This window comes from Thetidibacter halocola (assembly GCF_018224955.1).
In the GTDB taxonomy this organism is placed as follows: domain Bacteria; phylum Pseudomonadota; class Alphaproteobacteria; order Rhodobacterales; family Rhodobacteraceae; genus Thetidibacter; species Thetidibacter halocola.
On record NZ_JAGTUU010000002.1, the window covers coordinates 324,758 to 351,721 of the forward strand.

Below are 26,964 nucleotides of genomic sequence, written 5' to 3' on the forward strand. Positions count from 1 at the left end.
TGAGGGGCGCGCCTTTTTCGTTGCCATTAAAGAATGCGCTAGAGGTTGCCGACCTGGTTCGACAGGCCGACGACAGAGCCGATCAGCCCGAAGATCGTGCGCGCGCTGTTGACCGCCGATTCCGTCGCAAGAACCGTGTCGTCCGGCATGATCCGGAAATTGCGCGCCGCGAACAGCCCGTCGGCGCTGGTCAGGTCCAGTGCGAAGACCACCTGCGGCATGGACGGGCCTGAGCCGTCCTGGCGCAGCTGCTTGCCGGAATACTCGCGCAGAACCAGAACGCCTTTGGGGTCGGCGCGGCTGTCGGACAGGCCGTTCATCAGGGCCAGCGCCTCGAGCGCGGACAACTCGTCGGTCGGGAAATAGATCAGGTCCTCTTTTCCTGATGCACCCAGCGCGATGAACTTGCGGTCGTCCTCTTCCACGATGACCTGGTCGCGCGGTTGCAGCAGCGCGTTCATGGCACCGCTTTCATACAGCGCGTCCGCCGAGATCGTGTAGGTGGCAGAGCCGCGCAGAAGCCGGATGCGCGGATTGCGCAGGTCGGACGGGATGCCGCCGGCATCGGCCAGCGCGCTGAGGATCTTGTAATTGCGGTTCGGGAACGGGTAGGCGCCGGGCTTGGCCACGCCGCTGACCATGTCGACGGCGTTGTCGCGGCCTTCGCGCAGGCTGAGCTGCACTTGCGCCGAGGGCACGATCGAGGTCAGCTGCTCTTCGATCCGCTCGCGGGCGCGGCTGACCGTCAGGTCGCGCACCCGGACGCGGTTGACGTAAGGCAGGAATACCGATCCGTCAGCCTCGACCTCGATGTTCTCGATCTTGGTAAAGCGTTCGTCGGGCGCGGTGATCAGCGAGTTTTCCTGGCTGTCCCATATCGTCACGTCGAGCCGGTCGCCGGTGCGGATGAAATTGGCGTTCGCCCCGTCAGAGGTGTTCGGCCAGTGGAAATGGGCTTGTTGTCCGGTCGCCGCCCAGCGGGCAATTCCGGGCAGGCTGGCGCGTGTCACCTCGACCACCTGAAAGGTCGGGTTCTGCTGGTCCGGTTCCTTGAGAATTTCCGATTGCAGCGCCGCGCCGCGCGGCAGGCTGCAAGCGGATACGCTCAGCGCGATCAGCAGAATCGCGGTTCGACGGTAGATGGAAGTCACTTTTGCCCCCCGGCTTACAGCCCCGGTCTTGTGGACTTTATCGGCAATCTCACCCCTGATAAACAGGCGTGCACCGTCAGGAAAGAGGAAAGAACCCGACCGTGGCAGACAGACCGCAACCATTGCGTATCCTGATCCCCGGCGCCAGCGGACGGCTGGGCCGGATGTTGCGCGCGGTCTGGCGAGACGGCGCCGATGGCGGGCCAGAGATCGTTCCGGTGTTTCGCGAGGCGGGGCAGGGGGATGGGCCGGTCTGGGCGCCCGGCGACCCGGTTTCCGCCCTGCCACGGGTCGATGCGGTGCTTGCCCTATGGGGCGTCACGCGGGGCGACGCGCAGGCACTGGCGATGAATGTCGCGCTGGCCGCCGAGGCGGTGCGGCTGGGCCGCGCCCTGGGCGCGGCGCGGGTGCTGCATTGCTCCAGCGCGGCGGTCTACGGCGCCGGTCCGCGGCCCTGGTCGGAAACGGACCCGACGGCGCCGGCCGGGGGCTACGGCCATGCCAAGCTGGAGATGGAGCGGCGGGTGCTGGCCACTCGTGTTCCCGGGCAGGTCTTCATGCGGATCGGCAGTGTCGCCGGCGCCGAAAGCCTGTTCGGCAACATGCGTCCCGGGGGAACCGTCCGGCTGGACCGCTTCGATGACGGCACCGCCCCGCGGCGCAGCTATATCGCGCCGCAGGCGCTGGCGCGGGCCATCGTGGCGCTGTGCGACCCAACAGCGCCCGATGGGCCGGTCAACGTGGCGGTGCCGGTGCCGACCGGCATGGATGCCCTGGCACGCGCGGCGGGGTGCGAGGTCAAGTGGCAGCCCGCGCCGTCGCAGGCGTTGCGCCTGGTTGCCCTCGACACGGCGCTCTTGTCCACGGTCTGCCCGCTGTCCGAGGCAGAGGCCGACCCTGCGCATCTTGTGGCGCAGGCGCGGGCGACGGGGTGCTGGCCATGACACCGATGAAGCGCGCACTCGACCTGGCCTCGGCGCTGGTGCTGGGTATCGTGCTGTTGCCGCTGATCGCCGGGGTCGCGCTGGCGATCCTGCTGCGTGACGGGAGGCCCGTCCTTTACCGCTCGGAACGGATGAAGGCGCCGGGCCAGCCGGTCATGCTGCTGAAATTCCGCACCATGACGCCCGACCGCGCCGACCGCGGCGTGTCGGGCGGCGACAAGGCCGCTCGGATCACGCCGACGGGCGCGTTCCTGCGCCGGCACCGGCTGGACGAACTGCCGCAACTGTGGAACGTGTTGCGCGGCGACCTGAGTTTCGTCGGTCCTCGCCCGCCGCTGCGCCGCTATGTCGAGATGTTCCCCGATCTCTATGCCGAGGTTCTCAAGTCTCGTCCCGGAATCACCGGCATGGCGACGCTGGTCTTTCACCATCGCGAAGAGGCGTTGCTGGCCGGATGCACCACGCCCGAGCAGACAGAGGCGGTTTATTGCCGCCGCTGCGTGCCGGTCAAGGCGCGGCTGGACCTGCTCTATGCGGCGCGCCGCACGGTCTGTTCGGATTTCAAGCTGATGGTCGCCACGGTGTTCCGACGCATCCCGCTGCACTGAGCGCGGGATGCAATGTCGTCACAGGCGCAGCGCCTGCGTGGCCACGTGGCCCAGTGTCGGGCCCAGCCATTGCCGAGACGACAGGATTGTTCCGTTCGCACCCACCACGTAGGTATCGCTGAACGAAACGCCGCTGCCCGCGCAGGATGCGTTGACCGCCGTGCCGCGCGTGTTCAGCGTGCCCCCCTTGACCTCGATCGACTGCCCTAGCGTCAGGTCGCACAGGACGGTGATGACCCGGGTCTCGTCCTCGGGCGTGAGGAACCGCAGGATGTAGGGCACGCGGCGCGCCGGCTGCCGTGCGCTGACGCGTGCCAGCAGCCAGTCCGATTGCGTCGACATCAGGTCGCCGCCAAGGCCCCGGCTGGAAGTGATCAGGCCCTTGCGAAGCACCACCGCCTGACGGGCGGCATTTCCATAGGTGGCATAGGGGCCGTTGCGCTCGATCTGCGTGAACAGGACCTGCGCGCCCGACTGTTCCTGCTGCACCAGCAGCAGAGGCCCGTTTGTACCCCGCAGGGCCGCGGCCACCTGTTCGGCGCTGACCTGGGGCGGCGCGGGCCGCTGACCGGAGAGAACCTGCGGAATCGCCTTGAGCGCGTTCAGCGGGTTGACGGTCTGCTGCTCGCTGCCGCAGGCCGCAAGAACCAGAGCCAGCGCCAGCGCGGCGACGGGACGAAGCATGCGTGGTGTCATCGCCAGAACCTCCCCCAGGATTTCGCGGCGTCAGGGCGATGGTATTCGCGGACCTGCTCGTAAAGCCGGTCGTTCACGTTCAGCCGTGCACCGCCGTCCCGCGTCAGCGACTGGATCACCAGGTCGTTGCGATTGCGCGAGGGCTGTCCGGTCAGCGCGCCGATAGGAATCGTGATGCGGATGCCCTTGTCGAACGACCCTTCGCCGAACTCCTCCGACGAGACGTCGGTGAAAGTGGCATAGGCACCGATGCGCCAGCCATTCGCGAATTCGCGGTCCAGCCGGAGCGTCGCGCCGTAATCGCCGGCGAGGTATCGGCCGACATCCATCTGGCCGTGGAACCCGTTCCCGAAGTCGTAATAGGCCGAGATATGGCCGTTCACGCTGGGGATTGTCTCACGCGTGCCGGGCACGCCGTTGACCGAGTTGGTGACGGGTTCGATCGTCGTCATGCTCTGGGTGCCGAACAACTGGTCGAAGTCGCGGCGCACCACGTAGTTGATTTCAGCGCCCAGCGCAAAGCGGCTGTTGACGCGTTTCCACAGCAGTTCCGCCGAGGCGCCGGCGAACATCGGCTCGAGGTAGCCGACGGTGACGCGGCTGTAGAGGTCCTTGGCCGGGCGTCCGAAATGCGCCAGTTGCAGATATTCGATGGCCGGATCACCTTCAGCGGCATAGCGTGCGTGGTCCGTGCGCACCCGGGGCAGGTTCGATGCCGACACGCGGGTCGAATCGCCGAGATTGCCGTTCAGCTTCTTGGTCACCGAGCCTGACAGGACGAAATTCGGCGTGATGCGATACTCGGCCCGCGCCCGCAGCCCGGCATCCGCTCGCACCGGGTTGTCCGGATCGAAGACCGACACCTGCACGTAGGGCAGGAAAGACCAGGTGAAGCGCGGATACTGGCCCGGCGCTGCCGGGGGCACGCGACCGAAGGCATCGATCATCTGGGTCCGCGCCAGCATCTCGAGCGAGTCGTCGTGTTCCAGCCGCTCCAGGTCGCTGCGGCGCAGGATGATCGAGGACATCGGCATGCCACGGACAACCGGGATGATCTCGAACTGTTCGACAGAGGCGGGCAGGGCGCGCGTCATGGCGCGGGCCAGCCGGCCCACCGCCTGGGCGGGCGCGCCGTAGCGCTCGTTGCGCATGCGCACGACGGCACGGTTGGCCTGAAGGTCGAGGCCTTCGACGACGATCCCCTCGTTGGCGGCCAGCTGGGACAGAGACGCCCCGGCCTGCTGCACGCGGGCGGTGTCCGTCGTCCAGCCCAGGTCGGCGGCCGCGCCGGGCGCACGAGGCGCAACCGGCAGCGGCGCGCCCTCGCGGCCACCCGGGATGCCGGACGTCGTGGGGTTGGTGAACAGCGTCAGCTGGGCGCCGATCTCGTTTCCATACATGTGGTAGAGCGACAGTTGCGTGCCGTTCCGGAACCGGTAGTCCAGGCCATAGTTCCACTGGCTGTCACGGGTCATGCCGCTGCGCCCGGCCTCGATGTCGTAGGCATCAGAGGAATACTCGGCCTTCAGCGACAGCCGGTCGTTCACCGCATAGCTGAGCCCGCCGAAGCCCGCCACCGGACCGCGGAACCAGCGGTCATAGGTCGGAATGCCGCCTCTGCCCAGGGTCACGTTCGGGCGTGTGCCGGTGTCGCCGAAAGAACCGTAGCTGCCCAGCCGGCCCCAGCCGATACCGCCGGTCAGGCGCAGGCCGCGCGCGATCTCCTTGGTCGCAACGATATATTCGCTGCTGTAGAGGCCGGTGCCGATGACATCCTGAAAGCCGATCGTCAGCGACGGGCGCGTGTCCGTCTCTGTCAGCAGCTGGTAGCGTAAGTCGAAGCTGCGGTCGTAGTAGCGCCCGCCGACTGCTCCGGCACCGCTGAAATCGTCCAGCGCCGAGTAGCGGAAGCTGCCGGAAAGCCGCGGCGTGATCTGGAATGTCAAAGTCGTGCGCAACTGCTTGCCGAAGGCGCCAAAGGTCGAGGACAGCGTCGCATCAGGCGCCGCGTCCGACGTCGGCATGTCGATCAGGCCCGGCACACCGTAAAGGTTGTAGTCCGGGAGTCTTTCCTGCTGCTGTGCCGGCGCCACCTGGCCCACGGCGAACATCGCAAGCGCCAGGCTTCCCAGGCGGACCCGTTTACGGAGCCGTCGCGCGCTCTTCTCCGACATGACTGGCCACCCTCCACATGAAATCCCGTTCTGCGTAGTCGCTTTGCCCGACCAAGTCTATTGCCCGGGGACAAGCCCGCACCGGGTTGTGGGAAAATCGCTACGCTGGAGCCATTGTCCGGCAAAGAATGAACATTTCTAGGCTTTAAGGCGCGGGAAAGGGTCGGGCGCTACACCTGAGGCGGTGGGAAAGAACGGGTGGTGAGATGGGTGGCAACAACACTGTTGCGCCAGTCATCATCAAGCGGAAAAAGGTCGTCATTGCTGGTGGGCATCATGGCGGCGCATGGAAGGTTGCCTATGCCGACTTCGTGACGGCAATGATGGCCTTTTTTCTGCTGATGTGGCTGCTGAACGCGACGACGGAAAAACAACGCAAGGGAATCGCTGATTATTTCACGCCGACGATCGCGGTCGCCCGCGTATCGGGCGGCGGGGATGGTGCGCTGGGCGGCGACAGCGTGTTCGCCGAGAACGCACTGCCGCGTGTCGGCACCGGCTCGACCAGCCTGCGGCCGCTGGCGGAAAACCGCGACAAGGGCACCGCGTCGCCCGGCGAAGCGCAGGAAAAGGCCGCCGAGGAAGAGCAGTTCGAGATTGTCGAGGAAACGCTGCTGGGTCGCGGGGGCGAGGCGATGCTGTCGGACCGCCTGCGCAAGCACGTCATCACCCGCGTGACCGACGAGGGGCTGGTGATCGAATTGTTCGAAACAGCCGATACGCCGCTTTTCGCCGGGGACGGCAGGCCGACCGAAACGCTGCGCGATCTTGCAGCGGTTCTCGCCGAGGCGGCGCGCATGGTCACCAACCCGATCGCGGTCGAAGGGCACACGGCCGCCTATCCGGTGGTGCTGGCAAGCGATCCCGCCTGGGACGTGTCGGCGATGCGGGCGGGCACCTTCCGCGACCTCCTGGTGGAAAACGGCTTTGCCGATCGGCGGGTTCAACGCATGACGTCGCACGCCGACCGAGAGCCGGCGCGGGAGAATCCGATGGACATCAGGAACAACCGGCTGGAGATCGTCTTTCTGCGGCAGCTCTGATCGGAGTGTCTCGGATTTTAGCTGTTAGTGGGGTATTAAGCGTGCGTGCGTATCTGTGGTTCCCGACTGGATCGGAAACTGCAGAAAGGCACGTCCATGACCATCTCATCCTCTCTCAATGCCGGGGTTTCCGGGCTCGCGGCCAACGCGTCGCGACTGGGCACGATTTCCGACAACATCGCGAACGCGTCGACCTATGGTTACAAGCGGGTCGATACGGAATTCAGCTCGCTCGTCATGGGCAATACCGGCCGCAGCTATACCGCCGGTGGCGTGACCACCTACACGACGCGAAACGTGGACCAGAAGGGGTCGCTTGTCTCGACCCAGAACGCCACCGACCTGGCGGTGCGCGGCAAGGGCATGCTGCCGGTCGTCTCGGCCACGCAACTGCGGGCGACGGGCGAACCGGAACTGCTGCTCACCCCGACAGGGTCCTTCCGCCTGGACGAGGACGGATACCTGGCCGATCAGTCGGGCCATTTCCTGCTGGGCTGGCCCGCCAACATCGACGGCACCATTCCCTCCTTTCCGCGGGATACGGTCGACGGTCTGCAACCGGTGCAGTTCAGCCTGAGCCTGACGGGCGATCCGACCACGAATGTCGACATGAGCCTCAACCTGCCCGCGATCGAAACGCAGGCCGACGGACCGGGCGACTCCTATTTCCTGTCGGTTGAGTATTTCGACAACCTCGGCGTTTCGCAAAGCATCGCGATGACCTTCACGCCGACGGTTCCGGCGACTGGCGCCTCGAACGAATGGACGATGACCATGACCGATTCCGCGCAGGCCGGCGCGGTGGTCGGGGAATATGTCGTGACCTTCGACGACGCGCGCAACAGCGGCGGCAAGATCCTCAGCGTCGCCACCACGACTGGCGGTGCCTATGATCCGGCCACCGGCGAGCTCGAGATCATGGTGGCCGGCGGTCCCATCATCGTGGATATCGGCGCACCGGGCGAACCCGGCGGTCTGTCGCAACTGTCCGACAGCTTCGCTCCCATCGCGATCGACAAGAATGGGTCGAAGGTCGGCAACATGATCGGGATCGAGGTCGATGCCAACGGCTATGTCAGCGCCAACTACGACACCGGCGTGACCCGCGTTCTCTACCAGGTGCCGCTGGTCGACCTGCCGAACTACAACGGGCTCGAGGCGCTGGATTCCCAGACCTTCCGTCCGACTCCGCAAAGCGGGCCGTATTTCCTGTGGGATGCCGGTGACGGCCCGACCGGCGACGTGCGCTCCTTCGCGCTCGAGGAATCGACCACCGACATCGCCAAGGAACTAACGTCGATGATCCAGACGCAGCGGGCCTATTCGTCGAACGCCAAGGTCATCCAGACGGTGGACGAAATGCTGCAGGAAACCACCAACATCAAGCGCTGATCCGACGACCGGCCGCAACAGCAGGAGGACGATAGATGTCCCTTTCAGGCGCGCTCTCCAATGCGCTGTCCGGACTCACGGCGAATGCGCGTGCGGCCGGTCTCGTGTCTGCCAACATCGCCAATGCCAGCACCGAAAGTTATGGCCGCCGCACCCTCGGGTTGTCTTCGAACGGCGCGGGGACAACGGGCGGGGTGCGTATCGACGGCGTCATCCGCCATGTCGACGCGGCGATCCTGTCGGATCGGCGCCAGTCGGACGCCGCGCTGGCCAACGGTGATTCGCTGCACGCCTTCGTCAGCCGGATCGAGACCGCGGTCGGTGACAGCGAGGCGCCCGGTTCGCTGGCGAACCGGGTCCTGGCCTTCGAGAACGCGATGATCGCGGCCGCCGCCAATCCGGCCGCGACCCAACGGCTCGAAAGCGTCGCCTATTCGGCCAACGCGCTGGCCGACACGCTGCGGGACCTGTCCGGGACGGTGCAGCAGGCGCGCACCGATGCCGACCGCAGCATCGCGGCGCAGGTGACCAGGCTGAACGACACGCTGGTGCGGATCGGTGACGTGAACACCGACATCGTGGCGGCCCAGGCCGGCAATGGCGACACGGCAAGCCTGCTGGACGAACGCCAGCGCCTGATCGACAGCATCGCGGAAATCGTGCCCGTCAGGATCATCCAGCGCGATCGTGGCGCGATCGCGCTTTACACGACCGGCGGGGGTGTGCTCCTGGATGGCAAGCCCTCGGTGCTGGAATTCTCGCCGACCGCCGCGGTCTCGCCGCACATGATCCTGTCGGGCGGGCCACTCTCGGGCCTGACGCTGAACGGCAACCCGGTGACGGCACCGCCGGCCGGGATGTTCGGCGGCGGCGACCTTGCGGCGCAGTTCGAGATCCGCGACATCGCCGCTACCGGCTATCAGGCCCAGCTGGACGGAATTGCGCGCGACCTTGTCGAACGGCTTGGTCCCGGCGGCCCGGACGCAACGCTCGGCGCGACCGATCCCGGGCTTTTCACCGATCTCGGCGGCGCCTTCGATCCGCTGAACGAGACCGGCCTGGCCGGGCGGATCACCCTGAACGCCCTTGTCGCCCCCGGTGGCGGCGGCAGCTGGCGGCTGCGAGACGGCCTGAACGCGGCCGGACTGGGCGATGTGGGCGACGGGCGGCTCCTTCAGGGCATCGCCGATGCGCTGACCGCATCCGGCCTGCCTGCCTCGCCGGCGCTCTCGCCGGTGTCGCGCAGCTTTGCCGACCGGGCGGCGGATTTCACTGCCGCGGTGACCGGCGACCGGGTCCGCGCCGAATCCGCCAAGGTCTACCTGACCACCCGCAACACCGCCCTGTCCGAACTGGAACTGTCGACCGGCGTCGACACCGACCAGGAGCTACAGATCCTGATGCGGATCGAACAGCAATATGCAGCCAATGCCGAAGTGATGTCGACAGTCGACGAACTTCTGATGCGGCTGCTCAACATCTGAGGAGGCACGGTATGGATTCCGTCGGTGATCTGGCACGCATGCTGGTTCTGCGCACCAACCAGGTGCGCCTGAGAGAAGAGATGGACGTTCTGGCCGTCGAGGTGGCGACCGGCTTCGTCAAGGACAAGGGGGCACATCTGCGGGGCGACGTCTCGGGGCTGCTGGCCATCGACCGGTCGCTCGAGAGGCTGGATACCTTCCGTTTCGCCAATGCCGAGGCGGCGTTGCTGACCGGGGCCATGCAGCAGGCGCTGGGCGAGATCCAGGAGCGGGCGCAATCCACCTCGCAGACGCTGATTTCCGCCGAACTGACCCCGTCCGAGGCGTTGCTGGGTACCATGAGCCGGGATGCCCGCGATGCTCTGGGTCAGACGCTTGGGGCGCTTAACCGCTCTGTCGGCGGGCGTTTCCTGTTCTCGGGCACGGCCACGGATCGCAGCGCGATGCCGGACCTTGAAACCATGATGACCGAGTTGCGGACGGCCGTGACCGGCCTGACGACCGCCACCGACATCCAGGCGGCGCTGGACGCCTTCTTTGCCCCCGGCGGCACCTTCGAGACGACGATCTACCAGGGGTCCGGCACGGGTATCGCGCCCCTGCGACTGGGCGAAAACGAGCGGGCGACGCTGGACATCAAGGCGACGGACGATGCGCTTCGCGCGATTCTCAAGCCGCTGGCCATGGCCAGTCTCGCGTCGGAGCCCGGGCTGGTGATCCCGGTGTCCGAAAAGGTGAAGATGCTCAGCACCTCCGGCGAGGGCTTGCTGGGTGCGCAGCAGGACATTGTCGAGTTGCGTGGCGGCCTCGGCGCGCTGGAAGGCCGGATCGAGGAAAACACCGCAAGGATCGAGTCCGAGCGTACCGCGACCCAGCTGGCCCGCCTCGACCTGGTGGGAACCGACCAATACGAGACCGCGACCCGCTATGAGAATGTTCGGTCCCAGCTGGAAAGCCTCTATGCCATCACCGTGCGTTCGCAGCGCCTCTCCCTGACGGAGTTTCTCTGATGCTCACCCGCCTTCTCGCTGTCCTCCTGATCTGCCTCGGCGTCACGGCCCAGGCGCAGAACGTCCGCATCAAGGACCTGGTCGAGGTCGATGGCGTTCGCTCGAACGACCTGGTCGGCTATGGCCTTGTCGTCGGCCTGAACGGGACCGGAGACGGGCTGCGCAACGCGCCTTTCACCGAAGAGATCATGTCGAACATACTCGAACGGCTGGGCGTCAACGTGACGGGCGAACAGTTCCGTCCGCGCAACGTCGCGGCGGTCTTCGTCACTTCCCGGCTGCCTGCCTTCGCCCGCGCGGGCGGACAGATCGACGTGACGGTGTCGGCCATCGGTGACGCCAAGAGCCTTCTGGGCGGCACCTTGGTGATGACGCCGCTGAACGCCGCTGATGGGCAGATCTATGCCGTGGCCCAGGGCACCGTCATCGCCGGCGGCGCCGAGGCAGAAGGCGAGGCCGCGCGCGTCATCCAGGGTGTTCCGACCTCCGGCGTGATCCCTGCCGGCGCGCGGGTGGAGCGTGAGGTGGATTTCGACTTCTCGCAGCTTTCGACCCTGCGGCTTGCCCTGCGCGAACCCGACTTCACCACCGCCGCGCGGATCGAGGATGTCATCAACCGCGCCGTCGGTCGGCGCGCGGCGACAATGATGGACGCCGGCACCATCACGGTTGACCTTCAGCGCACCGGTGCTGCCTCTCCTGCTCGGGCCGTCGTCGGGATCGAGAACCTGTCGGTCGAGCCCGAACGCCGCGCGCGTGTCGTGGTCGACCAGCGTTCGGGCACGATCGTGATGGGTGCGGATGTGCGGATTTCGCGTGTCGCCGTGTCGCAAGGCAACCTGACCCTGCGCATCGAGGAGGCGCCACTGGCCATCCAGCCCAACCCCTTCGCTGAGGGTGAGACGGTCGTGGTGCCGCGCACCGCCGCCGGGATCGAGGAGGAACCCGGTATCGGCCTCGCCGAGGTGCCGGGCGGCACCAGCCTGTCGGAGGTCATCGCGGGACTCAACGCCCTGGGTGTCAGTCCGCGCGACATGATCGACATCCTGAAAAGCATCAAGGCCGCGGGGGCGCTACATGCGGAATTCGTCGTGATGTGACGAAAGCCGGGGCGTCGAAGAGGTTTCTTAACGCCCCCCGTGCCACCCTTTCACCCGGTTCAGGACAGGAAGATCAGGAATGCTTGGAATCATCGGTCTCGTTGTGATCGTCGTGATGGTGTTCGGCGGCTACCTCCTCGCCGGGGGCAAGCTTGGCATTATCCTCAAGGCGCTGCCATTCGAATTCATGATGATCGGCGGCGCGGCGACGGGCGCCTTCCTGATCAGCAATGACGGCAGCGTGGTCAAGCAGACGCTCAAGGACATCGGCAAGGTGTTCAAGGGTCCCAAGTGGAAACACGGGGATTACCGCGACCTTCTGTGCCTTCTGTTCGAATTGATCCGGCTGGCCCGGTCCAGCCCGGTGGCCATCGAGGAACATATCGAGAGCCCGGAAAGCTCCTCGATATTCGGCAAGTATCCCAAGATAGCCGGTGACAAGTATGCGATCGAACTGATCTGCGACACGATGCGGTCGGTCTCGATGAACTACGATGATCCGCACCAGGTCGAAGAGGTGTTGGACAAGCGGATCGAAGCGATGGAACACCATGCGATGCATTCCAGCCACGCGCTGCAGGCGACCGCTGACGCCTTGCCGGCACTGGGAATCGTTGCGGCGGTTCTGGGTGTCATCAAGACCATGGCCTCCATCGACCAGCCGCCCGAGGTGCTGGGCAAGCTGATCGGCGGCGCGCTGGTCGGGACGTTTCTGGGCGTCTTCCTGGCCTATGGCATCGCGGCCCCCTTCGCGGCCAAGGTCAAGGCGGTCGTGGATGAGGACATGCCGTTCTACAACCTGATCCGAGAGGTTCTGGTGGCCAACCTGCACAATCATGCCACGAACATCTGCATCGAGGTCGGACGACAGAACACGCCGTCGCATTGCCGCCCCAGCTTTGTCGAGTTGGAAGACGCGCTCAAGTCGGTCAAGCAGGAGGCGGCATGATCCGGTGGGTTCTTCCGGTTCTGGTCATCCTCTGGGCAACCGTCGTCGCCGCCCAGGGCATCCCTGTGCGGTCTGGCGAACATGGCAGTTTCACCCGGCTGGTCATGCCGGTTCCGGACAATGCCGAATGGTCAGTCGAGCCGTCCGAAGATGGCCGACGTCTTTCGATCGCCTTCGAAACGCCCGGTGTGCGTTTCGACACGGCGCGTGCCTTCGACCGGATCGGCCGCGACAGGATCGTCGGCATGTCCGCCACGGGCGGCACCCTGACCGTTGATCTTGCTTGCCCCTGCGTGTCCTCTGTCTTCCTGCATGACAACGCCTTTCTGGTGATCGACATCCGCGAGGATGAGGCTGCCTTCGCCAACCTGACACGGGGATTGGCCCGCGAAGAGCCGGATGCAATTTCAACGACCGTCCCCGGCATTGCCCGTGATCTGAGCGCGCTCCGGCTTGGCGTGAGCCCGGGCATCGGCCCAGCCAGGGAACGGGTGCCTGCCCTGCCCGGCATGGACCTTTCCGAAAGGTTGCCAGACCCTGCGCGTGCCGCGCGGTCTGATCCTGCGGCAGACGAGATCGGTCGGGCGATCATCACCAATATCGCAACCGCCGCGACAGATGGTTTGTTGCGACCTGCGCCGGGTGTCCTTCGACCGGGCTCTCCGGAAGGTGATCCTGACCCGGCGGGAATGACCGCCGCCGAGCCCGGTGCGCCGCCAAAGCCTTTGGCCGATATCCTGCGCGAAAGCCTGTCGAGTTTCGATGGAAGGACGGACGGTGTCCTGTCGATCGGTGGAAGTCCCTGCACCTCGGCCGATCCGCTCATGGTCGAGACTTGGGGAAGCCAGGATGCAGACATGTCTTCCATCTCGGGAATGCGCGCCGATCTTTTCGGCGAATTCGACAAGCCGAACCCGGATGCAGTCCTGGCGCAGGCCAAGGCGCTGATGTATTTTGGCCTCGGCGCCGAGGCACGGGCCGTCCTTGCGCTCATGCAAACCCCTCCGCCGGTGCTGCTCGGCCTCAGCCATGCGATCGATGGCGACTCGGACCCTGGTGGCCGTCTCTCGGGTCAGGCGGATTGTCCGGGTCCGGTTGCTCTTTGGTCGCTCGTGGGCGGGGGCGATCCTGTGCCCGGGACACCGATCGATACCCAGTCCGTCATCACCGCGTTCGAGGCCTTGCCGTCCCACCTGCGCGAACACCTGGGGCCGATCGTCGCCCGCAAGCTGCACGCCGCCGCACGGAAGGATGCCGCCGCCAGCATCCTGCGACGCCTGCAAAGACTGCATGGAGAGGAAACACCGGCAATCGCCCTGGTGCGCGGCGAAATCGCGCTCAAGGACGGCGATGCCGAGGCCGCGGCGCAGGTTTTCCTTCCATTGGCTCGGCAGAAAGGGCCGGAAACCGCCGCCGCGGTGGCCGGTGCCGTCGAGGCCGCCCATGAAACCGACGACACGGTGCCGCGCGATGTCGCCGAACTCAGCGGTGCGCTGGCCAGGGAAATGCGCGGCAGCGCCGATGGCCCCTCGCTCTGGCGGGCTAATGTCCTGTCCCTTCTCAACGCCGGCCGGTTCGAGGATGCGCTCTCTGCCTTTGTGGATCGCGCCGGCATAGACACCGATCTTGCTGACCGGACAGGTGAGGACCTGATGGCGTCCCTGGCTGAAAAGGCACCCGATGCGACCTTTCTGACGCATGTGGCGGACGAGCGCTTGCCATCTCTGGCGCTGATGCCGCCGCGCATCATCGAGCCCTACGTAAGACGTCTCCTCGGCCTGGGCCTGCCAGATGCCGTCCTCGAGGCCATCGTGCTTGTTCCCGCCGAGGCGCGAACAAGGGCAATGCAACTTGTCCAGGCGGAGGCGCTATTGCGCATGTTCCGCCCCGAAGCGGCCGAACTCCTGCTGATCGGCCTTCAGGGCGACGACGCGTTGAGCCTGCGCGCAGAGGCGCGGGCGGCGATGGGGGACCATGATTTCGCCCAGGCCCTTTTCTCGCGACTTGGGGTCGAAGACCGGGCGCGCGAATCCGCCTGGCTCTCGGGAAACTGGGAACAGGTCGTGGGAAGCGATGACGCCATGTCTCGTGCGGCACAACTCGCCTCCGAGAAGGATGGAGGCCCGGAAACCGATGACATCAGCCTGGCCTATGCCGAAGCGCTGACTGCGGGAAGCGCCGATGCGCGCGCCACGCTGCGTGCCCTGCTCGACGAAACCCGCCTCGTCGAAGAGTGATCGCGTTACCGAATTGGTAACCCTGCCGCCGTTATTCTCCGGAGGTCACAGAACGTGTCAGGAACTTCGGAAATGCAACGAATCCCGCCCGTCCAGACTTCAACCTCGGGAGCCTTCGTCGTCGCGGCCAGCGGTACCACCCGATCCAGCGGTGCCACGCGATGAAGCTCGACCCGAAGGCGTTCTTCAAGCCGACCGTTCTTCTCGCCTTGGCACTGATGGCGATCATCGTCATGATGATCCTGCCGATGCCGTCATGGGTGCTCGACATCGGGCTGGCAGCCTCCTTCGGTCTTGCCATCCTGATCTTTACCGTGACCCTGTTCATCGAGCGGCCGCTGGATTTCTCGGCATTCCCGACGATTCTGCTGACGGCCCTGATGCTGCGTCTTTCGCTGAATGTGAGTTCCACCAAACTGATTATCGGCGAGGGCCACACCGGAACCGGGGCGGCTGGCGACGTGATCGAGGGATTCGCCAGTTTCGTCATGGGCGGCAGTGTCTTCCTGGGCCTGGTCGTGTTCGGGGTCCTGATGATCGTCAACTTCGCGGTCATCACCAAGGGCGCAGCCCGCATGGCCGAGGTATCTGCACGCTTCGCGCTGGACGGAATGCCCGGCAAGCAGCTGGCGATCGACGCGGACATGGCCGCCGGTGCCATCGACCATGCAGAGGCAAAAGCGCGGCGCGACCGCGAGCAGCAGGAAACGACCTTTTTCGGCTCCCTCGACGGTGCGTCGAAATTCGTCAAGGGCGATGCTGTCGCCGGGTTGCTGATCACGGCGCTCAACCTGGTCATGGGTATTGCCATGGGGGTCTTCGTGCACGGCATGCCGATCGGCAGCGCCTTCGAGACTTACGCGATCCTGACCGTCGGCGATGGCCTTGTCTCGCAGATCCCGGCCGTCATCATTTCCATTGCTGCGGGCCTCTTGCTCGCACGCGGCGGTGCGACAGAGGCGACGGATGTCGCCGTGGCCCAGCAGTTGGGGCGTCATCCGGCCGCGCTCGCCACCGTCGGTGTTCTCATGGCGCTTTTCGCCCTGGTGCCGGGTCTGCCCTTCGTGCCCTTCATGATCGGTGCGGGAATCCTTGGCTATGTTGCCTGGCGCATGGCCCGCCGACCGAAACAACAGGCAGAGTCCGAGGGCGCCGATGTTCCCGAGGCGGAACCGCGGCGGAAGTCCATGGGTGACGTGCTGGACCTGGACGACATTCACGTGGAATTCGCGCCGGACCTGGTCAACATGGTGCTGGATCCGGGAACCGGGCTGGATGTGCGCATAGCCAACATGCGTACCCATATCGCCACCAGTTTCGGTCTCATCCTGCCTGAAATCCGCCTCACGGATGCCCCGTCGCTGCATACCGGCACATACGTGATCCGCATACACGGGGTCGAGATGGCGCGCGGCGAGCTGAACCCGGACCTCGTTCTGGCGCTGATGCCGGAAAACGCCGGTGCCCTGCCCTCCGGGCGTGATGTCACCGAGCCGGTTTATGGCGCCCCCGCCCGCTGGATCCGGCCCGAGGACCAGGAACGCGCAGCGATCACGGGTGTCACCATCGTCACCCCGGCAGAGGTTCTGGCGACGCACCTGCTCGAGGTGATCCGTCGGAACTTCGGCCGGCTTCTCACGATGAAGGCCCTGCGCCGCCTACTGGACGAGATGGTGTCGATCTCGAACGAGACGCGTGCAGAGGCCAATCGCAAGCTGCTGGACGAGCTTGTTCCCGACAAGGTGCAGATCGACACCTTGCTCCAGGTCCTGCGTCTTCTGCTGGACGAGCAGGTGTCAGTGAGAAACCTGCCGCTGATCCTCGAGGCAATCGCCGAAACCCGGAGCCATGCATCGACGCCCGAGGCAATCTGCGAACATGTCCGAAAGCGCATCAGCTTTCAGCTGGTTGCCAACATGCGGCGAGACGACGGAACCATCCCGCTGATCCAGCTGGCCCCTGAATGGGAGGATACGTTCCTGACCTACCAGATGGACGGTGGGCACGGCGCGCTGGACGTCGCGCTGCCCCCCGACAGGTTTGAGGCCCTGACAGAGGGGCTCGCCCGGGAAATCGGCGAGGCGGGCAATCGCGGCGTGTTTCCAGCCGTCGTGACGTCGTCCCGCAGGCGCCGGTTCCTGCGCACGGTCATGGCCGCGCGCGGGATATCGAACCCGGTCATGTCCTTTGAGGAAATCGGGGTCGAGGCCCGCCCCGCTCTGGTGGGCGTGGTCGCGGCATGATCCCGCTGGACCAGATCCTTGCCGGAACCTCTGGTGTGGCTGCCGGCGTGGTCGTGGTGTTCATCCGGGTGGCGACGATGTGCGTGGTTCTGCCGGGTTTCGGAGAACAAAGCCTGTCGGTTCGGGTCAAGCTGGTCCTTGCCCTGCTGCTGACGGCGGCCGTTGCCCCCGCGGCGCTGCCATCTCTGCCGCCGGTGCAGCCGCAGTTGGACGTCTTCGTTACCGCGCTGGCCACCGAAACGTTGTCCGGCCTGTTCCTTGGCCTGATGCTGCGGCTCTTTGTGCACGCCATCCAGATCGCCGGTGCCATAGCGGCGCAGTCGACCTCGCTGTCGCAACTGATGGGGCAGGCCGGGGCCGATCCCCTGCCGGCCATGGGCCACATCCTGACAGTCGCGGCCCTCGCGCTGCTCATGCTGACGGGCTTTCACGTCAAGGCGGCGGCCTACGTTATCCTGTCCTACGACATCCTGCCGGCGCTGACATTTCCCGACCCGGCTGCCGTGGCGGAGGCCGGTCGCACAAGGGTCGGGCAGGCGTTCATGCTCGGCTTCACGCTGGCGGCGCCCTTCGTGATCCTGTCAGTGCTCTACAACCTGACCCTCGGCGTGATCAACAAGGCGATGCCGCAGCTGATGGTGGCCTTCGTCGGTGCGCCGGTCATCACGCTGGGGTCGATCGCGCTGCTGTTCGTCGCGGCTCCCTTCATGCTTGTCGCGTGGCTCGCGGCCTTCGAGGCCTTTCTCGCCGCGCCCTTCCGGTAGACGCCGATGGCCGCAGAGGACGATGGCGCAGAGAAGAGCCATGAACCCTCACCGCGCAAGCTGGAGGAGGCGCGCAAGAAGGGCGACCTGCCGAGGGCCGCGGATCTCCTGACGGCGTCGGCCTACCTGGGCATGCTGCTTTGCGCCATCGTCCTGGGCCAGCAAAGCCTGACCGCCTTCGGAGAGGCCCTGCTGCCCCTCATCGAACAGCCCGACCGCCTCGAAAACCTGTTCTTTCGCGACGGGGCTGCCTCGGTCACGGGCATGGTCATGGGCGCCGTGCTCCGGCCCGCCATGCCGATCCTCCTCGTCCCGGCAGCCTTCGTCCTCGTGGCTCTGCTGGCGACCCGGGGTCTTGTCTTTGCCCCGTCCAAGCTGGCGCCCAAGTTCAACCGCATCTCGCCCATCGAGAACGCCAAGAACAAGTTCGGCATCCGCGGGTTGTTCGAGTTCTTCAAGAGCTTCCTCAAGCTGACCGTCTACTCCATCTGCCTCGCCCTTTTCTTGCGTGCCGAACTGCCGGAGATGATCGGCAGCGTCCGCGCGGGACCGGCCGAGGTGATCGCCACGATGCTGACGATGATGGTGCGTTTCCTGACGATCGTCGTGGCGATCGCGGCGGCAATCGGCCTGCTCGACTTCTTCTTTCAGCGCGCCGACTACCTGCGACGCAACCGGATGACCCAGAAGGAGTTGCGTGACGAGTTCAAGGAGTCCGAGGGCGATCCGCACATGAAACAGCACCGCCGCATGCGGGCGCAGGACCTGGCGCTCAACCAGATGCTGGCGGATGTGCCGAAAGCCGACGTGGTGATCGTGAACCCGACGCATTACGCCGTCGCCCTGAAATGGAGCCGCGCGCCCGGGTCGGCGCCGGAATGCGTGGCCAAGGGCGTCGATGCTGTTGCCCTCAAGATCCGCGAGCTTGCCGGGGACAACGGCGTGCCGATCCATTCCGATCCGCCGACGGCCCGCGCACTTTTCGCCACGACAGAGATCGGCGCGCAGATCGATCCCGAACACTATCGGGCCGTGGCCGCCGCGATCCGCTTTGCCGATGCCATGCGCGAGAAGGCGCGGAAGGGAGAATGGGGATGACCGATCCGTTGAAGGCCGTGGTGACTGTGTCGGACCTGCTGAACGAGCGGGCGATGGAGCAGTTCCGCGACCGCACCGCCGAGACGCAGCGCGTCCAGGCAGAGCTCGACGAGCTCGACCGCCTGCGCGCGACGATGCAGGCGGACACGCAGTCGCTGGGCGCGCGCAGGCTGGCCGGGGCGGACACGATGTGGCAGGGTTGGATGGCGCGGCGGCGGATGACGCTTCAGCAGGAAATGGCCATTGCGCGGGCGCGTCAGATGGAAAGCTTTTCCCGTGCGCAGACCTCGCATGCCCGGCTTGGCGCGGCCTCGGACCTGTTGCGGCAGCAACAGGAGGCGCGGCGCGAGGCGCGGGCAAGGAAAGAGGCCGACACCCTGGATTGGTTGTCGGCCATGCGATCCTGGACGGATCAGATCTGAGCGGTCAGTTGTCCTGGCGCGCGATCTCGGTGATGAGAACGTCGCTGACAGTGTCGGCCAGCACCGGGCGGGCAGCCTCGAGCAAGGCGCGGCGCAGGACGCGCATCCGTTCGCCATCGGTGAAATTGCCGTCGAAGCCGCCGACATTGGCGTGATCCATCAGGACCTGCAGAAAGACGTCGCGCAGCTTGGGTTCGCGGGAATAGACAATCTCGCCCTCGCCCCGGCCGACCTCGATGCTGAGGGCCACGACCACCAGCGAGCTGACCCGGTCGGACGCTATGATCGGCACGATGAACTGGTTGTTCAGCTTGATGTATTCGCGGTTGGTAAGCGGCTCGGCGGCGGCAGCCATGGGCGCGGTTTCGTGTGCCACCTCCGACCCGGGCGGGGGGCAGACGATGGCGGCCGCCTCTGCCGTCTCGGTCTTTCCGGACGGCATCAGGGCCATCCCGGCGCCGACCCCGGCGCCGGTGCCCACGAGGGCGAGGATGATGGGAAGAAGCTTGCGCATGTCGCCTCCTCAGAACGGAAGGACCATGTCCAGCACCTGCTGGCCGACCCTGGGTTGCTGCATGTCGCTGATATGCCCGCGTCCGCCATACGAGATCCGGGCAGAGGCGATCTTGTCATAGGTGATCTCGTTCTGGCGCGAAATGTCCTCGGGGCGCACGTAGCCTGACACCAGGAGTTCTCGCAGTTCGAAGTTCACGCGCACTTCCTGCTTGCCTTCGATGGCGAGGATGCCATTGGGCAGCACGTCGATCACGGTGGCGGCGATGCGCAGGGTCAGCGATTCCGACCGCCGAACCGACCCATCGCCGCGCGCGTTGCTGCTGCTGTTGATCCCGACCGCGGCTTCCATGCTGGCGCCCTCGGGCAGGTTCTCGTTGATCCGCTGCGGGATGCCGAAAAGGCCGGGAACGCCCAGGCTTTCCGACCCTGACCGCGACCGCGAGGACGAATTGCTGATCTCGGCCTCTTCGTCGATCTCGATCGCCACGGTCAGGATGTCGCCGCGCTTGATCGCGCGCCGGTCGCCCAGCAGCGAAGCCTGCCCGCCAGACCACAGCGAGGACCGGTCCGTGCTGCGCGCTGATGGCACGCCGTCGGGAATGCCGGCGGCGATCATGGCAACCCGTTCGGGGCTTTGCAGGGCGGGGGTGAATTCCGGTTCCTGCCCGATATGCTTGGCGCGCCCGCAGGCGGCGACGATCAGCAGCAGGCCGATCAGGCCGATGTTCTTCAGCATGGATTTCCTCATTTCGATACAACGACGCTGCCGTTCGGCGCGACCGTGCCGAACAGGACGGTCCGCGACGTTTCGTTCATCACGCGAATCCGGTCGCCCACCGCGCCCCGGCCCAGTGCACGGCCCTCGGCGGCGATGCGCAGGCCGCCATGTTCGAACACCAGTTCGACGGCTTGGTTGCGGTCGATCAGGGCCGGTTCGGCCAGCGCGCCCCGCATCACGGCGCGACCTGGATAGATGGCAAAGCGCGCTTCCATGCCGATGACCTCCATCGGGTCGGAAAACGCGCCCTCGATCCGGCCTTGATCGATACGGATATCCTCGGCCGTCAGCACCTGCTGCGGCCGGATCGTCCGCGTTGCCATGACCGTCTCGGCGGCCAACGGGCCGGTCGAGAGGAACAGGCAGAGTGCCGCCAGACCCCGCATCAACGCACCTGGCTGGTGGCGGCCAGCATCTGGTCGGCGGCCGAGATCACCTTGGAGTTGAGCTCGTAGCCGCGCTGGGCCTCGATCAGGTCTGTAATCTCCTTGACTGCGTCGACCGAGCTTTCCTCGAGATAGCCCTGCCGGAGCTGGCCCAGGCCATCAGCGCCGGCAGTGGACTGGATGCCGGGGCCCGAGGCCTCTGTCTCGACGAACAGGTTCGAACCGATCGCCTCCAGCCCCTTGGGATTGGTGAAGCCGGTCATGGTGAACTGGCCCAGCAACTGCGCCTCTACGGTGCCGTCGAAATAGGCATAGACCTCGCCATCCTTGTTGATCGAGAGGCTGCGCGCGTCCTGCGGGATCACGATCTCGGGCGAGACGGGATAGCCGTCGGAGGTGACGATCAGCCCCTCGCCCGAGCGTTTCAGCGCGCCGTCGCGGGTATAGGCCGGCTGGCCACTGGGCAGCGTGACCTCGAGATAACCCTCGCCGTCGATGGCCACATCCAGGTCGCCTCCGGTGGCGGATAGCGCACCCTGCGCCAGTTGCATCGACACCGCGGCAGGACGCACACCCAGGCCAAGCTGGATGCCCGTAGGCAGGACCGCGCCGTTCGACGCGCTGACCGTGCCGGGGCGCGCCATCTGCTGGTAATGCAGGTCGGCGAAATCGGCGCGGCGGGCGTTGTAGCCGGTGGTGCTCATGTTCGCGAGGTTGTTCGAGATGACCTCGACCCGCATCTGCTGGGCGCTCATGCCCGTGGCGGCGATCTGGAGGGCGCGCATCGGGTAACTCCTTTACTTGATGAATGTCTTGAGCGCGGTGCGGATGCGCTCGTCTTCGCGGTCCATGAAGCTCTGGCCCAATTCGTAGGCGCGCTGGACCTCGACCATGCGGGCGACCTGGAGGATCGGGTCGACGTTCGACGCCTCGACAAAGCCCTGCATGACGCGCGGCGCCTCGACCGGCTCGAACCCGTCGTCGGCGCGGAACATCACGCCGCCCTCGCGCACCATTGCGCCGGGATCCAGCGGGCGGACCACGCCCAGCTGGCCGATCGGGCGTCCCTCGGTCGAGATCGTGCCGTCGTGACCGACGGCGACATTGGTCGACCCGGGCGGCAGAAAGATGGGCGCCCCTCCCGCGTCCAGCACCGGGTTGCCGTCCGGCGTCACCAGCGTGCCTTCGGCGCTGGGGGTAAAGGCGCCAGCGCGGGTCAGGCGCTGGCCCTGCGGCGTGTCGACCAGGAAGAAGCCCTCGCCCTCGATGGCGAAGTCGAAGGCACTGCCGGTCTGTTGCAGAACCCCCTGTTCGAAAGAGGTGTTGCGCACCCGCGGCGTCGCCATCGCGACCGAGGCGCCTCCGTCGGCCTGCCGGACATATTCCGAGAAGACCACGCCCTCCTGCCGGAAACCGGAGGTGCTGGCATTGGCGATGTTGTTGGCGATGATGCGCATTTCGCGCATCAGGCCGGTCTGGCGGGCCAGCGCGGCATATCCTGCGGCTTCCATGTCAGGCTCCGGTGATGATCGGGATGATGTGGTTCTGGAAGAAATCCACCAGCGTTTCGGTCATGAAGCTCATCGACAGCCAGAACACGGCGACGATCGCCATCAGCTTGGGCACGAAGGTCAGCGTCATTTCCTGGATCGAGGTCAGCGCCTGGAACAGGCCGACGCCGACACCCGCCACCAGCGCGGCGGTCAGGATCGGGACCGAGGTGATCGTGGCGATCCACAGGCCCTGGCGCAGCGTGTCGAAGAAGATGGCTTCGGTCAGCATCAGACCGGCATCCGCAGGATTTCCTGGTAGGCCTCGACCACCTTGTTGCGCACGGCGACGACCGTTTCGACCGCCAGTTCGGATTGCGCCAGCGCCTCGACCAGCGCATGCGGGTCGGCGTCGCCGATCATGCTGGCCTGCGCCACGTCCTCGCCGCGGCGGACGGTGTCGGTGAAGTCGCGCGCCGCCTGGGCAAAGCGGCCCTGCACGTCCTGGGCGCTGGCCGGGTCGGGTTGCAGCGCCGGTTTCGACGCCGTGTAGCGCTGGGCGGCCATGAGCGATTGGATGTCCATTCTGGTTTCCTGTCTGTGGGGTCGGGTCAGCGGCGCAGCAGTTCCATCAGGCCACTGGCCATTTCCCTGGTCTGCTGGAACATCTTGAGATTGGCCTCGTAGCTGCGCTGCGCCTCGCGGGCGTCGGCGATCTCGAGGATCAGGTTGACGTTGGACCCGTCGTAATTGCCGTTCTCGTCGGCCAGCGGATGGGAAGGGTCGAACACCCGTTCCAGCTCGCTCTGGTCCAGCCGGACGCGGCCGGGTTCAACCTGCGCCACCTCGTTCGCGCCGCGTTGCAGCTCGAACGGGATCATCTTGCGACGATATCCGGGCGTGTCCACGTTGGCGATGTTTTCGGAAACGATGCGCAGGCGGGTGGCCTGCGCCTTCAGGCCGCTGGCGGTGACGCCAAGCGCTTCGGAAAAGGCACTCATGTCAGGTTCCTTCAGCTTCTGCCGAGACTGGTTCTGAGGATGGTCATGGAAGACTTGTAGATCGCCAGCGCGCGGCTGTGTTGGCGCTGGGCATCGACGGCGTTCACCATCTCCAGCTCCAGCGAGACGGTGTTGCCGTTCGGGTCCATCGCATCGCGGCGTTCCTCTGCGACGGTGGCGCGTTCGGTGCCGCCATGCAGATGTTCGGGGCGCGTGGCGCGTTGCCCTGCCGCCGCCTGGCGCAGCGTCTGGCGGAAATCGGGCAGATCGAGCGCCCGGTAACCGGGCGTATCCGCATTGGCGATATTCTGAGCGCTGACGGCCTGTGCGTGACCCGCGTGGCGGGCCATGGCCATCGCCGTTCTGAAAACGTCCAGGTTCTGGAACATCGGGGCTTCTCCCTCGATTGGCTTCAATCAAGGCTTAACGGTGATTCCTTTAGAAACGGTTTGCGGATCCATGAACGGAGCGGACGATGCCTCAGGAGAACCTCGCTGCGCTGCGCGCGCAGATTGCCGGTGTCCAGCCGGTGCGGGCGGTCGGCCGCGTGCAATCGGTCGACGGAACAACAATCTGGCTGCGCGGTCTTGCGCATTCCGCCTGCATCGGTGACCGGCTGCGGCTAATCCGCCAGGGCGGCCTGCCGCTCGAGGGTGAGGTGCTGCGCATCCGCGACGACCTGGTCGCCATGCTGCCGGACGAACCGCCCGAGGGCGTGGCCCGCGATGATCGCGTCGCCGTTCTGGGTGCGCCCACGCTGGCCCCCTGCGACGCCTGGATCGGCCGGGTGATCGACCCCTATGGCCGGCCGCTGGACGGCGCTCCGCTGCTGCCTGGGCCCGACCCGCGTCCGTTCCGCGCCAGCCCGCCGCCCGCTGCCGCCCGCCGCCGCCTGGGGGCGCGTCTCGGCACGGGCCTGGCGGTCTTCGACACGATGCTGCCGATCGTCCAGGGTCAACGAATCGGTCTTTTCGCGGGATCGGGCGTGGGGAAATCCAGCCTCCTCGCCCAGCTCGCCCGCGGGATGGAGGCCGATGTGGTTGTCCTGGCCCTGGTCGGTGAACGGGGCCGCGAAGTGCAGGAATTCGTGCAAAGCGTCCTTGGCCCCGCGGGGATGGCGCGCAGCGTCGTCGTCGCGGCCACGTCAGACCGGTCCGCAATGGAGCGGCGGCGCTGCCCATTGGCGGCCATGACGGTGGCCGAGCATTTCCGGGATCAGGGACGGCACGTTCTGTTCCTGGCCGATTCGATCACGCGCTTTGCCGAAGCTCACCGCGAGGTCGCCATCGCCGCGGGCGAGATGCCGGCGCTGCGCGGCCATCCGCCCTCGGTCGCGAACCAGATCATGAGACTAGCCGAGCGTGCCGGGCCCGGCACGGCGTCGGCCGGCGACATCACGGCGGTCTTCAGCGTTCTGGTTGCCGGGTCGGACATGGACGAACCGATTGCCGATATCCTGCGTGGGGTCCTCGATGGGCATGTCGTGCTGGATCGGCAGATTGCGGAAAGGGGTCGATTCCCGGCCGTCGACCTGCTGCGATCCGTGTCGCGCAGCCTGCCCGAAGCGGCCAGCGCCGCCGAGAACGCGCAGATCGCCGACGTGCGCCGGCTGCTGGGGGCGTATGATCGCTCGGAAACGATGATCCGCGCCGGCTTGTATCGCGAGGGTGAGGATCCTGTTCTCGACCAGTCGGTGCGGGTCTGGAACGATCTCGATCTGTTCCTGGCGGAAGCCTCGCCGCGGGGGCCCGACTCGGCCTTCCGCAAGCTCGCATCGTTGCTGGCCCGCGCGCAGGTGGCGCAGCGGCCGGGCGGCCAGCAGCCACGACGCGGCCCGGCTCCGGCTCCGCGTGTGGCAGGCCGTTAGCCCAGCAGCGACGTGCGGGGGATGGCCTGAAGCAAGGACAGGGCCACCGCGCCGGAACTTGCCTGTGAGAACTGCTGGACCTCGGTCTGGAGAAGGTAGGTCTGCACCACCTTTTCGAGAATCGCAGGATCCGAGGCGATGTCGCGCACTTCCTTCACACCAAAGCGGGACTGCATCTTGTCGCGGAACACGCCCAATTGTTGGTCGATGTCGAGCTGTCCAAAACCTTTCGGCAGACCCAGGGCAGTTTCGAACACTGATCGCAGGGGGGGGGTGCCCATGACGCGAAACCATTTCGCGTCATCGCCGCCTTCGCCTTCGGCCACCTCAGGCAGGCTGCGTTGCAGGTTCAGTGCGAGACGCAGCGCATCGTCCTGTTCGCCCACCGCGATCTCGAATTCCTGTGCGCGAAAGCGGTCGATGATTTCCGCCGGGAATGCGGTTCTCTGCGTTCTTGGCGCGATGGGATTGTCGAACTGAAACGCCTTCGCGAGCGCCTTGTAGCGGTCGTCCGTCAGCTTGTTGGCCAGCGCCTCGCGGTCCGTCGTGCCTTCGGCCAGGATCTTCTGGATGAAAGCTCGGTTGTTGATGTCGTCCTGAAGGCCGAAGGCGCCGAGCGCGACGCGCAGCAGGCGTCGATCCGAGACCAGTTGTTCGGCCGTTGTCACCTCGGCGATCTTGGCGGCGAAGTAGTCCGTGTCGCGTGCCAGTTGCGGCGATTTGTCGAAGACTTCCTTCTGATTGCCCTGTGTGGTCTTCAGGAACTGCCACGCGACAAGACCGGTGCCGACGACGATGGGCCGGAACGTCATTTCGCGGCCGCCAGAAGCCGATCCTCGCGCGGGATCAGGGCGCGCAGGGCCTTGAGGCACTTGTAGTGCTGATCCGTCAGCAGTGCTTCGGTCGCCTGCGCGAGAAGCGAGCGGCTGTCCGAATCCATCAGTACGCGGCTCAGTTCCTCGATCCGACGGAGCAGGTTTTGACGCGCTTCCTCGGGGTCGGTGTCACCGGTCAGGACCAGCTGAGCGGCATAACACACGCGACGTACCGGGGTTCTTGCCTCCTCGGGGTGAATCGCGTCGCGCAGGCGCAGGATGTTTGCGTTCGGCGTCATGATCGACAGACGGCTGCGCCGGTCGCCATTCTCGATGACGGCGCCATTGATGAGGACCCGCTCGCGGGGTCCGAGTTTCAGGACGAGACCGCTCATTTTTCGGGTGCCTTGTTACGCAAGCCGCGCAGGATCGCAGCGTTGATTTCGAGAAGAGGACCAAGCCGCGCTTCGCGGTTCAGGACCTTGGAGGTGTGCTTCTGGATGAACTCGGCGAGGTAGAAGACCTGTGCGCGAAGATCCGGCGGCAACTGGTTTTGAGCGTCGGCGACATCGACCGCCAGTGCGGTCCAGAGGCGACGGTTGTCTGACAGCGCCTCTACGAGTTTCGGGAATGCCATTGGCCCTGCCTCGGCGGCGGATTTCAGGCGGTGGGTCACGCTTGCCAGCAACTGGTATTCGATGCCTCGGGCGGTGCGTGTTGTGGTTGCGGTTTCCGCATATGCGCGTTTTGCGAGAGTCTGGGCGTTCACTTCAGAACCTTCCGACGGCGGTTTCGG

At 66.0% G+C, this 26,964-nt stretch carries 29 protein-coding genes; 14 read left to right on the forward strand and 15 right to left on the reverse strand.

The genetic code is table 11. From position 1 onward, the window contains the following. Positions 1–38: 38 nt before the first annotated feature. Positions 39–1,151, reverse strand: a complete 1,113-nt coding sequence (locus KB874_RS05775; RefSeq protein WP_346346510.1) for a polysaccharide biosynthesis/export family protein — start codon at positions 1,149–1,151, stop codon at positions 39–41. 101 nt (positions 1,152–1,252) lie between these two features. On the opposite strand from KB874_RS05775, the gene KB874_RS05780 reads away from it, so the two are divergent. Continuing rightward, complete coding sequence (locus tag KB874_RS05780; RefSeq protein ID WP_212535605.1) at positions 1,253–2,095, forward strand: NAD-dependent epimerase/dehydratase family protein; 843 nt, start codon at positions 1,253–1,255, stop codon at positions 2,093–2,095. After that, positions 2,092–2,703 carry a sugar transferase gene (locus tag KB874_RS05785; RefSeq protein ID WP_212535606.1) on the forward strand — a complete coding sequence of 204 codons (612 nt, stop codon included), beginning with the start codon at positions 2,092–2,094 and terminating at the stop codon, positions 2,701–2,703. Before KB874_RS05780 ends, KB874_RS05785 begins: the two co-directional genes overlap by 4 nt. A gap of 18 nt (positions 2,704–2,721) precedes the next feature. Here KB874_RS05785 and KB874_RS05790 read toward each other — a convergent pair whose 3' ends face one another. Together KB874_RS05790 and KB874_RS05795 are read right to left on the reverse strand one after the other, a co-directional pair. Further along, positions 2,722–3,399, reverse strand: coding sequence for a YjbF family lipoprotein (locus KB874_RS05790; protein ID WP_212535607.1), 678 nt, complete (start codon positions 3,397–3,399; stop codon positions 2,722–2,724). Next, positions 3,396–5,573, reverse strand: a complete 2,178-nt coding sequence (locus tag KB874_RS05795) for a YjbH domain-containing protein (RefSeq protein WP_212535608.1) — start codon at positions 5,571–5,573, stop codon at positions 3,396–3,398. The genes KB874_RS05790 and KB874_RS05795 overlap by 4 nt, the downstream gene beginning before the upstream one ends. A gap of 206 nt (positions 5,574–5,779) precedes the next feature. Between KB874_RS05795 and KB874_RS05800 the strand changes: the two genes are divergently transcribed. From KB874_RS05800 to KB874_RS05850, 11 genes are all read left to right on the forward strand, one after another. Then, positions 5,780–6,616 (forward strand): flagellar motor protein MotB, encoded by an 837-nt coding sequence (locus KB874_RS05800; protein ID WP_212535609.1) that lies wholly within the window; start codon positions 5,780–5,782, stop codon positions 6,614–6,616. Between the two features lie 96 nt (positions 6,617–6,712). Next, complete coding sequence (locus KB874_RS05805) at positions 6,713–8,008, forward strand: flagellar hook protein FlgE (protein WP_212535610.1); 1,296 nt, start codon at positions 6,713–6,715, stop codon at positions 8,006–8,008. Between the two features lie 35 nt (positions 8,009–8,043). Then, a complete protein-coding gene (locus KB874_RS05810; protein ID WP_212535611.1) occupies positions 8,044–9,492 on the forward strand; it encodes a FlgK family flagellar hook-associated protein in 1,449 nt (482 codons plus the stop codon). 11 nt (positions 9,493–9,503) lie between these two features. Further along, positions 9,504–10,502, forward strand: coding sequence for a flagellin (locus KB874_RS05815; RefSeq protein WP_212535612.1), 999 nt, complete (start codon positions 9,504–9,506; stop codon positions 10,500–10,502). Further along, positions 10,502–11,602, forward strand: a complete 1,101-nt coding sequence (locus KB874_RS05820; protein ID WP_212535613.1) for a flagellar basal body P-ring protein FlgI — start codon at positions 10,502–10,504, stop codon at positions 11,600–11,602. Before KB874_RS05815 ends, KB874_RS05820 begins: the two co-directional genes overlap by 1 nt. Positions 11,603–11,681: 79 nt before the next feature. Then, the gene (gene motA, locus KB874_RS05825; RefSeq protein ID WP_212535614.1) at positions 11,682–12,551 is read left to right on the forward strand and encodes a flagellar motor stator protein MotA; all 870 of its coding nucleotides are present in this window, start codon (positions 11,682–11,684) and stop codon (positions 12,549–12,551) included. Further along, complete coding sequence (locus KB874_RS05830; protein WP_212535615.1) at positions 12,548–14,788, forward strand: hypothetical protein; 2,241 nt, start codon at positions 12,548–12,550, stop codon at positions 14,786–14,788. The genes motA and KB874_RS05830 overlap by 4 nt, the downstream gene beginning before the upstream one ends. 161 nt (positions 14,789–14,949) lie before the next feature. Continuing rightward, a complete protein-coding gene (gene flhA, locus KB874_RS05835) occupies positions 14,950–17,031 on the forward strand; it encodes a flagellar biosynthesis protein FlhA (protein ID WP_212535616.1) in 2,082 nt (693 codons plus the stop codon). Beyond that, positions 17,028–17,795: a flagellar biosynthetic protein FliR gene (locus KB874_RS05840; protein WP_212535617.1), complete on the forward strand. Its 768-nt coding sequence runs from the start codon at positions 17,028–17,030 to the stop codon at positions 17,793–17,795. The genes flhA and KB874_RS05840 overlap by 4 nt, the downstream gene beginning before the upstream one ends. A gap of 6 nt (positions 17,796–17,801) precedes the next feature. After that, a complete protein-coding gene (locus KB874_RS05845) occupies positions 17,802–18,893 on the forward strand; it encodes an EscU/YscU/HrcU family type III secretion system export apparatus switch protein (RefSeq protein ID WP_212535618.1) in 1,092 nt (363 codons plus the stop codon). Continuing rightward, complete coding sequence (locus tag KB874_RS05850; protein WP_212535619.1) at positions 18,890–19,315, forward strand: hypothetical protein; 426 nt, start codon at positions 18,890–18,892, stop codon at positions 19,313–19,315. The genes KB874_RS05845 and KB874_RS05850 overlap by 4 nt, the downstream gene beginning before the upstream one ends. Positions 19,316–19,319: 4 nt before the next feature. Here the strand turns inward: KB874_RS05850 and KB874_RS05855 are convergent, their stop codons facing one another. Genes KB874_RS05855 through KB874_RS05895 form a run of 9 tightly spaced genes read right to left on the reverse strand, consistent with a single transcriptional unit; the run spans position 19,320 to position 23,875 of the window. Beyond that, the gene (locus KB874_RS05855) at positions 19,320–19,829 is read right to left on the reverse strand and encodes a flagellar basal body-associated FliL family protein (protein ID WP_212535620.1); all 510 of its coding nucleotides are present in this window, start codon (positions 19,827–19,829) and stop codon (positions 19,320–19,322) included. 9 nt (positions 19,830–19,838) lie between these two features. Then, positions 19,839–20,567 carry a flagellar basal body L-ring protein FlgH gene (gene flgH / locus KB874_RS05860; RefSeq protein WP_249200287.1) on the reverse strand — a complete coding sequence of 243 codons (729 nt, stop codon included), beginning with the start codon at positions 20,565–20,567 and terminating at the stop codon, positions 19,839–19,841. Between the two features lie 8 nt (positions 20,568–20,575). Beyond that, complete coding sequence (gene flgA, locus KB874_RS05865; protein ID WP_212535622.1) at positions 20,576–20,995, reverse strand: flagellar basal body P-ring formation chaperone FlgA; 420 nt, start codon at positions 20,993–20,995, stop codon at positions 20,576–20,578. After that, positions 20,995–21,780, reverse strand: coding sequence for a flagellar basal-body rod protein FlgG (gene flgG, locus KB874_RS05870; protein ID WP_212535623.1), 786 nt, complete (start codon positions 21,778–21,780; stop codon positions 20,995–20,997). Before flgG ends, flgA begins: the two co-directional genes overlap by 1 nt. A 12-nt stretch (positions 21,781–21,792) precedes the next feature. Beyond that, on the reverse strand, positions 21,793–22,506 hold the full coding sequence (locus KB874_RS05875) for a flagellar hook-basal body complex protein (RefSeq protein WP_212535624.1): 714 nt from the start codon (positions 22,504–22,506) through the stop codon (positions 21,793–21,795). A 1-nt stretch (position 22,507) separates the two neighbouring features. Then, positions 22,508–22,777: a flagellar biosynthetic protein FliQ gene (locus KB874_RS05880; protein WP_212535625.1), complete on the reverse strand. Its 270-nt coding sequence runs from the start codon at positions 22,775–22,777 to the stop codon at positions 22,508–22,510. After that, positions 22,777–23,070: a flagellar hook-basal body complex protein FliE gene (gene fliE, locus KB874_RS05885; RefSeq protein WP_212535626.1), complete on the reverse strand. Its 294-nt coding sequence runs from the start codon at positions 23,068–23,070 to the stop codon at positions 22,777–22,779. Before fliE ends, KB874_RS05880 begins: the two co-directional genes overlap by 1 nt. A 26-nt stretch (positions 23,071–23,096) precedes the next feature. Then, the gene (flgC, locus tag KB874_RS05890; protein ID WP_212535627.1) at positions 23,097–23,486 is read right to left on the reverse strand and encodes a flagellar basal body rod protein FlgC; all 390 of its coding nucleotides are present in this window, start codon (positions 23,484–23,486) and stop codon (positions 23,097–23,099) included. 11 nt (positions 23,487–23,497) lie between these two features. Next, positions 23,498–23,875 (reverse strand): FlgB family protein, encoded by a 378-nt coding sequence (locus KB874_RS05895; protein WP_212535628.1) that lies wholly within the window; start codon positions 23,873–23,875, stop codon positions 23,498–23,500. 86 nt (positions 23,876–23,961) lie between these two features. Between KB874_RS05895 and KB874_RS05900 the strand changes: the two genes are divergently transcribed. Beyond that, positions 23,962–25,353, forward strand: a complete 1,392-nt coding sequence (locus KB874_RS05900; protein WP_212535629.1) for a FliI/YscN family ATPase — start codon at positions 23,962–23,964, stop codon at positions 25,351–25,353. On the opposite strand, the gene KB874_RS05905 is transcribed toward KB874_RS05900, so the two are convergent. From KB874_RS05905 to flaF, 3 genes are read right to left on the reverse strand one after another with little or no spacing between them, the layout of a single operon-like run. Then, on the reverse strand, positions 25,350–26,165 hold the full coding sequence (locus tag KB874_RS05905; RefSeq protein ID WP_212535630.1) for a DUF1217 domain-containing protein: 816 nt from the start codon (positions 26,163–26,165) through the stop codon (positions 25,350–25,352). The genes KB874_RS05900 and KB874_RS05905 overlap by 4 nt on opposite strands. Further along, positions 26,162–26,563 carry a flagellar biosynthesis repressor FlbT gene (flbT, locus tag KB874_RS05910; protein ID WP_212535631.1) on the reverse strand — a complete coding sequence of 134 codons (402 nt, stop codon included), beginning with the start codon at positions 26,561–26,563 and terminating at the stop codon, positions 26,162–26,164. Before flbT ends, KB874_RS05905 begins: the two co-directional genes overlap by 4 nt. Further along, positions 26,560–26,937 (reverse strand): flagellar biosynthesis regulator FlaF, encoded by a 378-nt coding sequence (gene flaF / locus KB874_RS05915; RefSeq protein WP_212535632.1) that lies wholly within the window; start codon positions 26,935–26,937, stop codon positions 26,560–26,562. The genes flbT and flaF overlap by 4 nt, the downstream gene beginning before the upstream one ends. Between the last annotated feature and the right edge of the window lie 27 nt (positions 26,938–26,964).

Bases quoted from the DNA above. Each gene is read 5' to 3' on its own strand.
- flgH (WP_249200287.1), bottom strand. From the start codon at position 20,567: ATGCTGAAGAACATCGGCCTGATCGGCCTGCTGCTGATCGTCGCCGCC.
- KB874_RS05905 (WP_212535630.1), bottom strand. From the start codon at position 26,165: ATGACGTTCCGGCCCATCGTCGTCGGCACCGGTCTTGTCGCGTGGCAG.
- KB874_RS05875 (WP_212535624.1), bottom strand. From the start codon at position 22,506: ATGGAAGCCGCAGGATATGCCGCGCTGGCCCGCCAGACCGGCCTGATG.
- KB874_RS05880 (WP_212535625.1), bottom strand. From the start codon at position 22,777: ATGCTGACCGAAGCCATCTTCTTCGACACGCTGCGCCAGGGCCTGTGG.
- KB874_RS05790 (WP_212535607.1), bottom strand. From the start codon at position 3,399: ATGACACCACGCATGCTTCGTCCCGTCGCCGCGCTGGCGCTGGCTCTG.
- KB874_RS05845 (WP_212535618.1), top strand. From the start codon at position 17,802: ATGGCCGCAGAGGACGATGGCGCAGAGAAGAGCCATGAACCCTCACCG.
- KB874_RS05815 (WP_212535612.1), top strand. From the start codon at position 9,504: ATGGATTCCGTCGGTGATCTGGCACGCATGCTGGTTCTGCGCACCAAC.
- KB874_RS05895 (WP_212535628.1), bottom strand. From the start codon at position 23,875: ATGTTCCAGAACCTGGACGTTTTCAGAACGGCGATGGCCATGGCCCGC.
- KB874_RS05850 (WP_212535619.1), top strand. From the start codon at position 18,890: ATGACCGATCCGTTGAAGGCCGTGGTGACTGTGTCGGACCTGCTGAAC.
- KB874_RS05855 (WP_212535620.1), bottom strand. From the start codon at position 19,829: ATGCGCAAGCTTCTTCCCATCATCCTCGCCCTCGTGGGCACCGGCGCC.
- KB874_RS05820 (WP_212535613.1), top strand. From the start codon at position 10,502: ATGCTCACCCGCCTTCTCGCTGTCCTCCTGATCTGCCTCGGCGTCACG.
- motA (WP_212535614.1), top strand. From the start codon at position 11,682: ATGCTTGGAATCATCGGTCTCGTTGTGATCGTCGTGATGGTGTTCGGC.
- KB874_RS05900 (WP_212535629.1), top strand. From the start codon at position 23,962: ATGCCTCAGGAGAACCTCGCTGCGCTGCGCGCGCAGATTGCCGGTGTC.
- KB874_RS05795 (WP_212535608.1), bottom strand. From the start codon at position 5,573: ATGTCGGAGAAGAGCGCGCGACGGCTCCGTAAACGGGTCCGCCTGGGA.
- KB874_RS05810 (WP_212535611.1), top strand. From the start codon at position 8,044: ATGTCCCTTTCAGGCGCGCTCTCCAATGCGCTGTCCGGACTCACGGCG.
- KB874_RS05840 (WP_212535617.1), top strand. From the start codon at position 17,028: ATGATCCCGCTGGACCAGATCCTTGCCGGAACCTCTGGTGTGGCTGCC.
- flbT (WP_212535631.1), bottom strand. From the start codon at position 26,563: ATGAGCGGTCTCGTCCTGAAACTCGGACCCCGCGAGCGGGTCCTCATC.
- KB874_RS05805 (WP_212535610.1), top strand. From the start codon at position 6,713: ATGACCATCTCATCCTCTCTCAATGCCGGGGTTTCCGGGCTCGCGGCC.
- fliE (WP_212535626.1), bottom strand. From the start codon at position 23,070: ATGGACATCCAATCGCTCATGGCCGCCCAGCGCTACACGGCGTCGAAA.
- KB874_RS05785 (WP_212535606.1), top strand. From the start codon at position 2,092: ATGACACCGATGAAGCGCGCACTCGACCTGGCCTCGGCGCTGGTGCTG.
- flhA (WP_212535616.1), top strand. From the start codon at position 14,950: ATGAAGCTCGACCCGAAGGCGTTCTTCAAGCCGACCGTTCTTCTCGCC.
- flgC (WP_212535627.1), bottom strand. From the start codon at position 23,486: ATGAGTGCCTTTTCCGAAGCGCTTGGCGTCACCGCCAGCGGCCTGAAG.
- flgG (WP_212535623.1), bottom strand. From the start codon at position 21,780: ATGCGCGCCCTCCAGATCGCCGCCACGGGCATGAGCGCCCAGCAGATG.
- KB874_RS05800 (WP_212535609.1), top strand. From the start codon at position 5,780: ATGGGTGGCAACAACACTGTTGCGCCAGTCATCATCAAGCGGAAAAAG.
- KB874_RS05830 (WP_212535615.1), top strand. From the start codon at position 12,548: ATGATCCGGTGGGTTCTTCCGGTTCTGGTCATCCTCTGGGCAACCGTC.
- flgA (WP_212535622.1), bottom strand. From the start codon at position 20,995: ATGCGGGGTCTGGCGGCACTCTGCCTGTTCCTCTCGACCGGCCCGTTG.